We start from the raw sequence: 11,362 nt of genomic DNA, 5'->3' as shown, positions 1-11,362 counted from the left end.
GCCGTGGTCCTCGCCCGCGGCCTGGCCAAAGCCGAAGACGGCGCCGCCGACCGGCGCGTCCAGCGCCGGTTGCAGCGGTGGGCGAACGGCAAGGCCGGCGAATGGCACCAGCGCCTGGCGGACCTGTTCCGCCTGGAAGGCCACACCGTGGACGGCGTTTCGCCCTGGCAGGGGGGTGTCGGCTACACCGTCCGCGTCCAGATGCCCGAAGGCACCCCCGAACTCCCCTCCGACGCCCCCCGCAAGCTCGCCGCCGCCCTGCGCCGGCCCCGCGGCGGCGGCGTCGAGATCACCGACGGCATGGCCCACGGCGAAATCCAGATCCGCGTCACCGCCGTGGACGTGATGGCCAAGGAGCTGCTCTACCCCGGCAAGACCGACGTGACCAGCATGAACGACCCGATCGTTCTGGGCCTGCACCCCGACGCGGTGAAGGCTGTTATGCGGCTGCGGGACGACTGCGGCCTGTTGGTCGGCCAGATCGGCTCCGGCAAGTCCAACACGATCAACGTCGCCAACGCCCAGGCCCTGCGCACCGATGACGGTGTGGTGTGGCACATCGACATCACCGGGGCCGGCATCAGCCTGCCGTGGCTGCGCGCCTGGGCTCTGGACGGCACCGCCGGCGTCCCCCTCATCGACTGGAGCGCGAACACCGTCGAAGAAGCGCACATCATGCTCGATGTCGCGCTCGCCGGCATCGCGGCCCGCAAGGTCGCCTACCAGGACCTCATGGACGACGTGAACGATGACAAGATCCCCATCTCGGCACAGGTCCCCGAGATCCTCATCGTCGTTGACGAGGTCGCGGAGCTGCCCAAGGAGCTCCTCGCCAAGCTGGATTCGGTCGTGGACACCGGCCGCGCCGCCCGCGTCCGCACCCTGCTGTGCGGACTGCGCGCCACCCTCGACGTCCTCACCCCCGCGATCAAGAAGCAGTCCCGCAACCGCGCCGGCATGCGCGTCACCGACCCCGAAGAACTCCACCACCTCTTCGCCTCCGGCAACGGCCGCCTCGACCCCAAGACGATCCCGTTCCCCGGCTGCGGGTACCTCAGCGCCCCCGACGAGAACGACGCCGACTCCCCCCCGACGCCCTTCAAGGCGTACCGGATCACCCGCGCGCAGATCAAAACCCTCAGCCCCCACCTCGCCGCGCGCCGCCCGAGCATCGACGGCCCGTTCCTGGATACCGCGCCGGGCCGCTTCTACGCCTCCCGCTGGGGCCGCATCCTGCCCCGGCTCTACCCGGCCAAGAAACTCGCCGCCGCCACCACCCCCTACACCGAACTGGAAGTCCTGCGCCCCAAGACCGACCCGGACAAGGGCATCCCCATCACCACCACCGACCCGGCCGCCCCCGGCGAACAGGCCGCTGTTCCGGCCCCGGCCACCTCCCTGCGGAAGGCCGCCGACGGCAGCGTCGTACCCGACACGGCCGGCCGGTACGGCGCCGACGCCCTCACCGCCCTCCTCAACACCGACCGCACCCCGACCAACACCCCCGCACCCGACACCGGGACCGCCGCGAGCAGCCAGGAACCGCCTGCGGGTAGCAGCAACGTCATCCGCGCCCAGTTCGGCACCGTCATCCGCCAGACCGGCGGCCCCACCGACCGCCCCAACCCCGTCCCCCAACTCCTCACCGACGCCCACAACGCCATCACCGCCGCCGGCGGGCGCATGCACACCGCTGATCTCGCGGACCGGCTCGGCATGGAAGCCACTCTGCTCGGCACCGAACTCGGGCGGCTGCTCCGCGAGGTGGGCGTCGAACGCCCCGGCAAGGGCACCGTTCGCGCCGGAGCCGACAGCGAATCCCGGTACGGCTACCTCGCCGAAACCCTCGCATCCGCGATCAACCGCTACGCCAATCGCGACACAGAGTAACCGCAAGAGCTCCTGTGGGGGGCCCACAGAGCCCCCCACGCCCTGCCCCCCACAGGCTGTGGGGGGCCCACAGGCTGTGGGGGTCACTGACCTGCATGTGTTGGCGTGGTGGGCCCACAGGGAGACCCCCACAAGCACCGGAACGGCCCCCCTGGGCGGGGTTCCGGAGGCTTGCCTCGCTCCGCGTGGGGGGCCCACACCCCACACCGCAACCATCACTCAACGTAACGGAGTTGCCATGCCCGTCACCGTGTCCGCCGTGCTCGTCTTCGCGCTGATCGTGGCCGTCCTGCTGCGTACCGGGTCCCTGCGCATCGGGTCCGCGCTGGCCGCCATTCTCCTCGGCTTCTTCCTCGCCTCGACCGGTATCGCCCCCACCGTCCGCGACGCACTGAACAGCACCGCCGCCGCCCTGTCCCACATCGGCAACTAGGAGACCGACATGCCGCCCCCCGAACTCCTGCACCACCCGCCCACCGACCGCCCGCCGCCGATCACCACCCCCGCCCAGCTCGCCGGCAACCCCGCATACGTGGCGCAGGCGTGGGCACGCATCCGTGCCGAAGAAGCCGACCGCGCCGCCCAGATGCCCCTGTCGATGCACGAACTCCCGCCCGGCATCGAAGTCGTCACCCTGCCCGGCGGGATGCGCACCCTCGCCTACACCCCCCGGCAAGGAGCCGCGCCGCCTCCCCCCGTGCCCGTCGCACAACCCATCCCGGCATGGGCGAAGGCCACCGCGCTCCTCGCGCCGACGATCGGCGGGGGCATGGCCGCCGCCGGGTTCGGGGTATCCCTGGCCGCGCCGGGCCTGTCGGCGCTCAGCAGCACGCTGTGGGCGGGGGCCGGGTTCCTCGCCGCCGTCGGCATCTGCGGCGCCGCCCTCGTACGCGCCGTACGGCGCCGCATGACCGACGCCGCGGCACCCACCCACATCACCCAACACATCGAAGCCCACGGCCTGTTCGGCCGCGCCCACGGCACCATCAACCACGTGGAGGGACCATGACCCGCACCGACCCGGCCATACGCTTCGCGGCGGGCACGCTGGTCGTACTGGTCGGGGCGGCGGCGTCCGGCAAATCGACGCTGGCCGCCCGCTACCCACTGTCGTGGCGGGTCTGCCTCGATGCCTACCGGGAGGCGGCCACCGATGACATGGCCGACCAGAGCGCCACCCCGACCGCAGCCCAGATCCAGGCCCTGATACTGGACGCGCGCCTGTCCCGTGGCCTGACGACCGTTGTCGACTCGACCGCCGTCCACGCCCACTACCGCGCCGGACTCCTCGCCCGCGCCCGCTACTGGAACCGCCCCGCACACGCGGTCCTGTTCGACGTGCCGCTGACCGTGTGCGAAGCCCGCAACACTGCCCGGCCCCGCACGGTGCCCCGCGACATCCTGCGCGACCAACACCGCCGCCTGCCCACCGCCGACCAACTCCGGACGGAAGGCTTCGACGCCGTCCACCTCACCGACGCCTCCACCACCGACACCCACTGAGAGGCTGACATGTCCTTACGCCCGTACCTGCGCGCCGTCCTCCTGATCGTTCAGGACCTCTACCGCGCCGCACTCGGACGCCCAGCCCCCGGAGAGGAGAACCGGTGACCAGTACACAGACCACCGCACCGGCCGCTGGCCGGTCTGCTGATGTTGCGGCCTTCTGGCCGCACGTGCGCCGCTGCGTGGGCTGGCTGGACGCCCACAACGGGACCGGGCGCGAGGAGACGGCCATGCGGCTGCTGAAGCTCTCCGAGGAGGTCGGCGAAACCGTCCAGGCGTACCTGGGCGCGGTCGGCCAGAACCCCCGCAAGGGCACCACCCACACCCCCGCCGACGTCGCGGACGAACTGTGCGACGTCATCATCACCGCGGCCGTCGCCCTGCACCGCTTCGCCGACGCCCCCGAGCAGCACATGGCGGACTGCCTCACCCGCCGCGGCGCCCGGCTCAAGGCGCTGACGGCCGCAGCGCCGCTCATCGAGGGTCCGGCCGGGCCGCCCGAGTGGTGCTCCTGCGACGGCTACGCGGAGGGCCCCTGCCCCGCCCACCCCAACCCCGATCACTGAACCGCCTCAACCCCGGAAGGGCCTTCGTGACCTTCGAGATCCGCATCATCTGCGACCCGGACGACCGTGACCGCATCACCGCCGCCCTGGCCGACGTCTTCGAGTGCGGCGCCCCGCGGGCCTACCCGACCCGCGACGGCATGCGCCACCGCCTCTACCTCACCGCCCGCCTTCACCACCGCACCGATGACGAGGAGACGCCATGACCCCCACCCCCGACACCCCGGCGGCCGGCTGGCACTCGGGGCCGTTATGCGGCTTCGCCGTGGAGACCACCGGCACCGACCCCGAGACGGCGCGCATCGTGGCCGCCTGCCTGGTGTGGTGCGGCGGCGGGAAACCCACCGAGGTCACCGTATGGACGGCCGACGCGGGCGGGGAAGAGATCCCCGAAGCGGCCACCGCCGTCCACGGCATCACCACCGAACAGGCCCGCACCGCGGCCCCCGTCGCCGACGTCGCCGACGTCGTCCGCAAGGCCCTCAGCGGCGTCGCCGCGGGCGGCGTGCCGATCGTCGCGATGGCCGCCCGCTTCCACCTCACCGTCCTCGACCGCGAAGCCCGACGCGCCGGGCTCACTCCGCTCGCCGAAGACCTCGATGCGGGGCGGCTGCACGTCATCGACCCGCAGGTCCTCGACCGGCAGACCGACCCCTACCGGCGCGGAAAACGCACCCTGGCCGCGCTCTGCTCCCACTACCGCCTGCCCGCGCCCGGGGCGCTCGCCGACGGCGGGTCCGCACTCGCCGCCTGCTGCGTCGCCTGGCGCATCGCCGCCAACACCCCCGCCATCGGCAACACACCGCCCGCCGACCTGCACCGGCAGCAGACCACCTGGGCCGCCCGGCAAGCCGCCGGACTACAGGAGTACCTGCGGCGCACCGACCGCGCGGCCGTCGTACCCGCCGCGTGGCCCCTCCTCCCCTACGAGGAACAGAAGCCGAAGCCGGGCCCGGACACGGCCCTTGAGGAGACCTCATGAGCGACATGCCCCCGGACCTCGCGCGCATCCCCGTCCTCGTTGCCGACCTGGGCTTGCCCGAGATGCTCGACTACTCGGGCCGCAAGCTCCTCGTCACCCCGCAGACCGCCATCTTCTTCTACCGCCCCGGCGAAGACGGGCCCGTCCAAGCCCACGTGCACGGCCCGTGCCGCTGGGGCCGCGGCCCCCGCACCACCCGCTTCCCCCTGCCGAGGACGTCCACGATCGTCTTCTACCGCAACTGGCCCCAGTACTGGCCCGACTGGCTGCGCGACCTCGGCGCCCGCCACCAGCCGAACGGCGGCGGCACCCTCACCTGACCCGCACTCACCGAGGAGACCGCATGTTCGCCATCTATCAACTGGCCCTCGCGACCCCCGCCACCATGGACCCCGACGCCTACCGCGAACTGTGCTGGGGAGCGGACCTCGACCGCACGGAGGCCGGCTACGGGCTGGCGCTCGCCGCCGATGACCGCAGCGGGGACATGGTCACCGCCGTCTTCGAGGACACCGACTATGTACGGCTCCTGATGGACGCACACGGCGTCAAGGTGCCCGCCGACAAGGTCAGCGTCTTCCTCACCGGCTGGCCCGACCTCAACCCCCAAGCCCCCACCGTCTGGCCCTGAGTCCCAGCCCGCGCGCCAACACCGAGGGCGGCCCCCTCTCGGCAAAGCCGGGCCGCCCTCGCCCCAGCACAACTCCACAGAGAGCCAACGCACTGGAGGACCCAGCATGGCCGATCCTTCCCCGCTACGCATCGGTTCGTTGTGCACCGGTTACGGCGGTCTCGATGCCGCCGTACGCGAGGTGTTCGGCGGTCATCTCGTCTGCGACAACGACCCCGGCGCGGCCCGCGTCCTCGCCCACCACCACCCCGACGTCCCCAACCTCGGAGACCTGACCGCCGCCGACTTCGCCACGGTCGAACCGGTCGACATCGTGTGCGGCGGGTATCCGTGCCAGCCGTTCAGCACCGCCGGACACCGGAAGGGAACCGCCGATGACCGCCACCTCTGGCCGTGGATTGCCCGTGCCCTTCGCGTTCTACGACCCCGATACGCGATCTTTGAAAACGTCGCGAACCACCTTCGACTGGGATTCGGAGACGTCCTCAGTGACCTTGCCGACCTCGGGTTCGATGCTCACTGGTGCCTTGTACGCGCGGACGAGGTCGGCGCTCCCCACCAACGCAAACGGCTCTTCCTCCTCGCCACAGCTCCCGACGCCGACGGCCCGCGACTGGAAGGGGGCGGGCTACGACGGGCAGTTGCCGAACGCGGCGGCCCTGCTCCCGACGCCCCGCACCTCGGACACCAACGGAACCGGGACCCACGGGGACGGGGGGATGGACCTGCGCACGACGGTGTCCCTCCTGCCGACGCCCCGCGCGACGGACACCGGGACGCCCGGCCGCCGGGCCTCGGAAGGGTTCCGGCCGCCCCTGTCCCAGGTGGTGCTGCCGCTCCTGCCGACGCCGACGGCAGCCGGCGGGGACCGGCAGAGCGCGACCTACGGGCGGGGGAACCCGACCCTGCGGGGAGCACTCCTGCCCACCCCGAGGGCGACGGACGGCACCAACGGCGGCCCGAACCAGCGGGGATCGAAGGGGGACCTGGCGCTTCCGGCGGTGGCACACCGGATTGGGGCCCCTACGCCCCCGCCATCCACCGCTGGGAACACGTCCTCGACCGCCCCGCGCCCGGCGCGGTCGACACGCAAGGCCGGCTAGCCCCGCCGTTCGTGGAATGGCTGATGGGCCTGCCCGCAGGCCACGTCACCGCCGTCCCCGGACTGAGCCGCAACGCCCAACTCAAGGCCCTGGGCAACGGCGTCATCCCCCGACAGGCCGAAGCCGCCCTGCGACTCCTCGCCGACCGGACCGGAACGACCCCCGCCCCGGACCCGGACAACGCCGCAGCCTGAACGCACCGAGGGCGGCCCCGTCTCGCCAAAGCCGGGCCGCCCTCACCCCAGCACAACTCCACAGAGAGCCAGGGAGTCCAGCATGACCCACCCTGCCAATGTCCCGCCAGACCGGCCCGAACCCCCTGCCGTGCCGCTCGACCGTGTCGAACTGCTCGCCGCCGCCCTGGCCGCCGCCGACCGCGGGTGGTACGTCCACCCGCTGGTGCCGGGCGGGAAACGGCCCGCCCTGCACGGCGCAGACCACTGCCCGCTCACCGGGGTGTGCGCCGGCGGGCACCGCAAGTGGGAACAGCGCGCCACCACCGACCCGCAGCGCATCGAACAGGCGTGGGTCCACGCCCCCTACAACGTGGGCCTCGCGCCCGGCCCGTCCGGCCTGGTCGTCATCGACCTGGACATGCCCAAGGACACCGACCCCGAAGGAACCCTGCCTGGCGCGGTGGCCTTCGCCGCGCTGTGCGAGCGCGCCGGGGAGGCCGTGCCGGACGCTCGCGCGGTGCGCACCCCGTCGGGCGGGTCCCATCTGTACTTCACCGCACCTGCCGGTGTCCGGGTGGCCAGCAGCGCGGGCAGACTCGCCAGGAAAATTGACGTCCGGGCGTGGGGCGGCAACGTCGTGGCCGCCGGCAGTACCACGGCCTCCGGCGCATACGAGGTCGTCCGGGACGGTCCGCTGCCCGTGGTGCCCGCCTGGCTGCTGGACCTGCTCGCTCCCGCGCCCCTGCCCCCGCAGAAGCCGGTCAAGGTGACGCTGCCGCACGACCGGCACGCGCGGTGGCTTGAGGCGGCCGTCAACGGCGAACTCGCCCGCGTCACCGACGCGCTGCCCGGGGAGCGCAACAACGCCCTGTTCCTCGCCTCCGTGGCCCTGGGCCAGCTCGCAGCCGGCGGGGCCCTCGCGGAGGCGGACGTGACGGCCTGGCTCACCGACGCCGCCCACCGGGTCGGCCAGGGCGAAGGCGAGACCCGCCGCACCATCGCCTCCGGCCTGCGCGCCGGAAGCAGGCGGCCCCGGAAGGTCGCAGCATGAGCGCCCGGCCCGGCAACCCGCCGCAGACCGCCACGCTCACAGAAGCTGTAACACTCCCGGGCGGCAGTGGTACAGCCTCTTGCAGCCCGGCTGCGGACCGGCGTAGGTCCGCCGAACCAGCCCCGGCCACCGGCAGTGGCGCGCCGAAGGTCGCCGCCCGGCAGGGCGTCCCTTCAGCACTTCGCCCTGACCCGCAGCCCACCTCTCCGAACAGCCCGCAGGAGCTCCCGTTCTACGGGCTGTACATCAGCGCGCCGCCGGACCCTCGCGCCATGTGGGATCCGCACCGCTACGCCACCACCCCCGCCGCGACGGCCCGCTGCGGCTGCGGCGACTTCGAAGCCACCGCCACCGGAGCGGCAGACGTGAAGCGACTGGTCGCCGACTGGACCGAACACCGCGAAACCCGCTGCCCCCACGTGACGGCCGAACTGGCCGCCCTGTGGGCGCGAAGGAGGAATGAGGCATGACCGCGTCCGATGACCTGTGGGCGGGTTTCGACCCGCTGACAGCCGAGGACATCGCCGGGCCCGTGTGGGACGAACCGGTGCCCCTGACGGCCTGCCAGGATCTCCCGGCCTTCCCCGTCGATGCCCTGCCGCCGTGGCTGCGGGACATGACCGCCGCGATCGCCGAGGAGACCCAGACCCCCGTCGATCTGGCGGGGTGCCTGGCGCTGGCGGTCTTGGCCACCACCGCCGGCGGGCGCGTGACGGTGCGCATCCGCGGCCAGTGGTGCGAGCCGCTGAACCTCTACACCGTGTGCGCCCTCGACCCGGGCAACCGCAAGAGCGCGGTCTTCTCCCTCATGACCGGCCCCCTGCTGGCCGCGGAGAAGGCACTGGTGGACCTGTCCGGCCCCTTGCGAGCCGAAGCGGAAACGAAGCTGCGCCTCGCGGAAAAGGCCGCGGAGAAGGCGGCGCAGAAGGCCGCCGCCGCAGACCCGGAGCAGCGCGAGGCACTCACCGCCGATGCCGTGCACCTCGCCCAGGAAGCCGAGGAGCTCACCGTTCCCCACATCCCGCAGCTGGTCGCGGACGACATCACGCCGGAGAACCTCGCCACCGCCCTGGAGCAGCAGGGCGGCCGGATCAGCCTGATGTCGCCCGAGGGCGACATCTTCGACATCATGGCCGGCCGCTACAGCAGCAAGCCCAACCTGGGCATGTTCCTCAAAGGGCACGCCGGGGACATGATCCGCGTCAACCGGCAGGGCCGCGAAGCCCAGTGCGTGGACCGGCCCGCCGTCACGATGGGCATCGCCGTCCAGCCGGACGTCCTCGACGCCATCGGCCGCGTCGAAGGCGCCGACGGCCGCGGTCTCCTCGCCCGCTTCCTGTACTCCAAGCCCCAGTCCCTCGTCGGGCACCGCAACCTGACCCCCGACCTCATCCCCGAGCACGTCACCGCCGCCTACGCCCGCCACCTGGGCAGCCTGGCCCTCGCGCTGGCCGCCCGCACCGAGCCCGCCGAACTCGCGCTCACCCCTGACGCCGACAAAACGCTGCTGGCCTACCAGGAAGTCACCGAGACCGGTCTGGGCAAGGGCGGGGCCCTCGCGCCCATCACCAAATGGGCGTCCAAACGGGACGGCGCGGTCGCCCGCATCGCCGGTCTCCTGCACCTGGCCACCCACCTTGATGACGGATGGCAACGCCCCGTCGATGCCCCCGTGATGGACGCCGCCACCCGGCTGGGGGACTACTTCACCGCCCACGCCCTGGACGTCTTCGGCGCCATGAGCGCCGACCCCGCCCACAGCCCCGCCCGCACCGTCTACCAGTACCTCAAAGACACCCGGCTCACCGGCTTCAACGCCCGCAAGCTCTACCGGGCCCTGCCCCGCTCCGACTTCCCCGCCATGGCCGACCTGGACCCCGCCCTGCTCCTCCTCGAAGAACACGGCTGGATCCGCCAGCAGCCCCAGCCCCCACGCACCAGCCGCGGCGGCCGGCCCCCCAAACCCCGCTACGACACCCACCCCCGCCTCCTCGCGGGGCCCGACGCATAACCCCCCACCCCGCTGACAGAACTGACAAAACCCCGCCCCCGCCCCGCTGACCTGCACAAACACCTATGATCCGCACTCTGACAAAACCTCCGGAAACTCCGACAAAACCTCGGGCGCGCACGCGGGGGCAGTGGGCTACGCACTGCATGCCCGCCGGCCGTCGGCCCGCTCCGGGCACCAGCCGTAGTAGCTGTCATCGAGATTGCGACTGCACTCCGACCGGCCAAGTTCGGGCCGCCATCCGCTCCAATGGCGGGTATTGCAGCGATTGCACAGCGGTGCGCGCACGAACCCGTGCGTGTGGCAGTGGTCCCACACGCTCGCCCGCACGCTCATGCACCCCGCGCACATGAACCGCGCGGCCGGCGGCCACCCCCGGCGCCCCGCGCGGTCCACCCGGTACTGCTCCCCCGACAACTCGCCGCCATACATCACGGCATCCGCGCTGCTGCCCCGCGCGCCGTAGACGACCGCCGTGCGGGTGTACTCGCCACGGTCCGCCACCACCGCATCGCCGACCCGCTCGAACCACCCCCCGGACGCCTGGCCATGGTGTGCCCCCAGGCACGAGCAGTGGCACTCTGCGCCCATCGCCTCCAAGCACGCCCTCGTACACCGCGACAGCTTCGACATGTCCCGCCAGAGCACGATGAACCCGTACCGGTCGATCGCCGCCGTCACCAGCCGCGCCAGGCAATTGCGCGGCAACTCCCACCGGTCCCCGAGCAGTTTCGGGGACCGGATGCGCACCGTCTCGTGCAGCCAGCGATAGTTTCCCTTGAGAGGCGGGATCTTCACGACGACCTGTCCGTCCAGCGGCAGCCACGCCTGCGCCACCGGCCCAACCCCGGGCGCGGTGACCACCCGCCCGTCAACGATGCGAACCCCGTGATGGCCCGTCACCCCACCACGGTCGCACGCGGACCGCAGGCCGGGAACCCCGCGCGCCGCAGCACAGCGGTACCGGCACGGCGCACAGCATCACCCGCGCCGACGAGGGGCGCCCCGAGGTTCTGTCAGAGTTTTTTGAGGTTTTTTCACTAGCGCGATCATGGTCGTTTGCGCAGGTCACGGGCCCGTACGGGGGGTTTTCGGGGTTCTGTCTCCGAAACCGGGGTTTCCGGCACCACGCCCTGCCTGAGAGCCAGATCCCGCCCACCCCAAAAGGAGGAGCTGTGAGCGCCCCACCCCATTCGCTTGACCTCTCGGCACTCGACGGAGACGACATCGCGAAGCTCCTCGCTCTGCTCCGCGCCGGCCTCCCCGACCGCTACCTCACCCCCGAAGACGTCGCCGGCCTCTTCGACGTGCCGCTGGAGACCGTCTATCAGTGGCGCAAGAAACGCACCGGCCCGCCCGGCTTCCGCGTCGGCCGCCACATCCGCTACGACCCCACTGCCGTCCGCCGCTGGGCAGCCGACCGGATGGCCGAAGACACCGCAGCCT

General features: G+C 72.3%; 16 protein-coding genes and 1 pseudogene. 16 read left to right on the top strand and 1 reads right to left on the bottom strand.

Features of this window, described 5'->3' with window-relative positions:
- From ACFU99_RS17665 to ACFU99_RS17595, 15 genes and pseudogenes are all read left to right on the top strand, one after another.
- The coding region (locus ACFU99_RS17665; protein ID WP_384392492.1) for a hypothetical protein at positions 1 to 1,890 on the top strand (1,890 nt) is incomplete at its 5' end.
- 238 nt (positions 1,891 to 2,128) lie between these two features.
- Complete coding sequence (locus tag ACFU99_RS17660; protein WP_384392489.1) at positions 2,129 to 2,323, top strand: hypothetical protein; 195 nt, start codon at positions 2,129 to 2,131, stop codon at positions 2,321 to 2,323.
- Between the two features lie 9 nt (positions 2,324 to 2,332).
- Positions 2,333 to 2,899: a hypothetical protein gene (locus ACFU99_RS17655; RefSeq protein WP_384392486.1), complete on the top strand. Its 567-nt coding sequence runs from the start codon at positions 2,333 to 2,335 to the stop codon at positions 2,897 to 2,899.
- Positions 2,896 to 3,393 (top strand): AAA family ATPase, encoded by a 498-nt coding sequence (locus ACFU99_RS17650; RefSeq protein ID WP_384392484.1) that lies wholly within the window; start codon positions 2,896 to 2,898, stop codon positions 3,391 to 3,393. The genes ACFU99_RS17655 and ACFU99_RS17650 overlap by 4 nt, the downstream gene beginning before the upstream one ends.
- A 104-nt stretch (positions 3,394 to 3,497) precedes the next feature.
- Positions 3,498 to 3,962, top strand: a complete 465-nt coding sequence (locus tag ACFU99_RS17645; RefSeq protein ID WP_384392482.1) for a MazG-like family protein — start codon at positions 3,498 to 3,500, stop codon at positions 3,960 to 3,962.
- Positions 3,963 to 3,988: 26 nt separating this feature from the next.
- Positions 3,989 to 4,168, top strand: coding sequence for a hypothetical protein (locus tag ACFU99_RS17640; RefSeq protein WP_384392480.1), 180 nt, complete (start codon positions 3,989 to 3,991; stop codon positions 4,166 to 4,168).
- A complete protein-coding gene (locus ACFU99_RS17635) occupies positions 4,165 to 4,944 on the top strand; it encodes an exonuclease domain-containing protein (protein ID WP_384392478.1) in 780 nt (259 codons plus the stop codon). The genes ACFU99_RS17640 and ACFU99_RS17635 overlap by 4 nt, the downstream gene beginning before the upstream one ends.
- Positions 4,941 to 5,264 carry a hypothetical protein gene (locus ACFU99_RS17630; RefSeq protein ID WP_384392475.1) on the top strand — a complete coding sequence of 108 codons (324 nt, stop codon included), beginning with the start codon at positions 4,941 to 4,943 and terminating at the stop codon, positions 5,262 to 5,264. The genes ACFU99_RS17635 and ACFU99_RS17630 overlap by 4 nt, the downstream gene beginning before the upstream one ends.
- A 23-nt stretch (positions 5,265 to 5,287) precedes the next feature.
- The gene (locus ACFU99_RS17625; RefSeq protein ID WP_384392472.1) at positions 5,288 to 5,575 is read left to right on the top strand and encodes a hypothetical protein; all 288 of its coding nucleotides are present in this window, start codon (positions 5,288 to 5,290) and stop codon (positions 5,573 to 5,575) included.
- Positions 5,576 to 5,681: 106 nt separating this feature from the next.
- Positions 5,682 to 6,113, top strand: a pseudogene (locus ACFU99_RS17620) (DNA cytosine methyltransferase); the annotation flags it as partial.
- Positions 6,064 to 6,678, top strand: coding sequence for a hypothetical protein (locus ACFU99_RS17615; RefSeq protein ID WP_384392500.1), 615 nt, complete (start codon positions 6,064 to 6,066; stop codon positions 6,676 to 6,678). The pseudogene ACFU99_RS17620 and the gene ACFU99_RS17615, both read left to right, overlap by 50 nt.
- A 23-nt stretch (positions 6,679 to 6,701) precedes the next feature.
- On the top strand, positions 6,702 to 6,872 hold the full coding sequence (locus ACFU99_RS17610; RefSeq protein ID WP_384392498.1) for a hypothetical protein: 171 nt from the start codon (positions 6,702 to 6,704) through the stop codon (positions 6,870 to 6,872).
- An 82-nt stretch (positions 6,873 to 6,954) separates the two neighbouring features.
- Entirely contained in the window at positions 6,955 to 7,905 is a 951-nt protein-coding gene (locus ACFU99_RS17605) for a bifunctional DNA primase/polymerase (protein ID WP_384392469.1), read from the top strand.
- Between the two features lie 272 nt (positions 7,906 to 8,177).
- Entirely contained in the window at positions 8,178 to 8,375 is a 198-nt protein-coding gene (locus ACFU99_RS17600) for a hypothetical protein (RefSeq protein ID WP_384392467.1), read from the top strand.
- The gene (locus ACFU99_RS17595; protein ID WP_384392465.1) at positions 8,372 to 9,916 is read left to right on the top strand and encodes a YfjI family protein; all 1,545 of its coding nucleotides are present in this window, start codon (positions 8,372 to 8,374) and stop codon (positions 9,914 to 9,916) included. The genes ACFU99_RS17600 and ACFU99_RS17595 overlap by 4 nt, the downstream gene beginning before the upstream one ends.
- Before the next feature lie 135 nt (positions 9,917 to 10,051).
- Here ACFU99_RS17595 and ACFU99_RS17590 read toward each other — a convergent pair whose 3' ends face one another.
- Positions 10,052 to 10,819: an endonuclease domain-containing protein gene (locus ACFU99_RS17590; protein ID WP_384392463.1), complete on the bottom strand. Its 768-nt coding sequence runs from the start codon at positions 10,817 to 10,819 to the stop codon at positions 10,052 to 10,054.
- A gap of 323 nt (positions 10,820 to 11,142) precedes the next feature.
- Here ACFU99_RS17590 and ACFU99_RS17585 point away from each other — a divergent pair.
- Positions 11,143 to 11,362 (top strand): helix-turn-helix domain-containing protein (locus ACFU99_RS17585; RefSeq protein ID WP_384392495.1); only part of this gene is annotated, 220 nt, incomplete at its 3' end.

This window comes from Streptomyces sp. NPDC057654 (assembly GCF_042800135.1).
In the GTDB taxonomy this organism is placed as follows: domain Bacteria; phylum Actinomycetota; class Actinomycetes; order Streptomycetales; family Streptomycetaceae; genus Streptomyces.
This window is presented reverse-complemented; position numbering and strand designations above follow the sequence as displayed.

What these genes read in the sequence shown, in the direction of transcription:
- ACFU99_RS17660 (WP_384392489.1), top strand. Translation starts at nt 2,129, where the DNA reads ATGCCCGTCACCGTGTCCGCCGTGCTCGTCTTCGCGCTGATCGTGGCC.
- ACFU99_RS17655 (WP_384392486.1), top strand. Translation starts at nt 2,333, where the DNA reads ATGCCGCCCCCCGAACTCCTGCACCACCCGCCCACCGACCGCCCGCCG.
- ACFU99_RS17650 (WP_384392484.1), top strand. Translation starts at nt 2,896, where the DNA reads ATGACCCGCACCGACCCGGCCATACGCTTCGCGGCGGGCACGCTGGTC.
- ACFU99_RS17635 (WP_384392478.1), top strand. Translation starts at nt 4,165, where the DNA reads ATGACCCCCACCCCCGACACCCCGGCGGCCGGCTGGCACTCGGGGCCG.
- ACFU99_RS17630 (WP_384392475.1), top strand. Translation starts at nt 4,941, where the DNA reads ATGAGCGACATGCCCCCGGACCTCGCGCGCATCCCCGTCCTCGTTGCC.
- ACFU99_RS17625 (WP_384392472.1), top strand. Translation starts at nt 5,288, where the DNA reads ATGTTCGCCATCTATCAACTGGCCCTCGCGACCCCCGCCACCATGGAC.
- ACFU99_RS17610 (WP_384392498.1), top strand. Translation starts at nt 6,702, where the DNA reads ATGGGCCTGCCCGCAGGCCACGTCACCGCCGTCCCCGGACTGAGCCGC.
- ACFU99_RS17605 (WP_384392469.1), top strand. Translation starts at nt 6,955, where the DNA reads ATGACCCACCCTGCCAATGTCCCGCCAGACCGGCCCGAACCCCCTGCC.
- ACFU99_RS17600 (WP_384392467.1), top strand. Translation starts at nt 8,178, where the DNA reads ATGTGGGATCCGCACCGCTACGCCACCACCCCCGCCGCGACGGCCCGC.
- ACFU99_RS17595 (WP_384392465.1), top strand. Translation starts at nt 8,372, where the DNA reads ATGACCGCGTCCGATGACCTGTGGGCGGGTTTCGACCCGCTGACAGCC.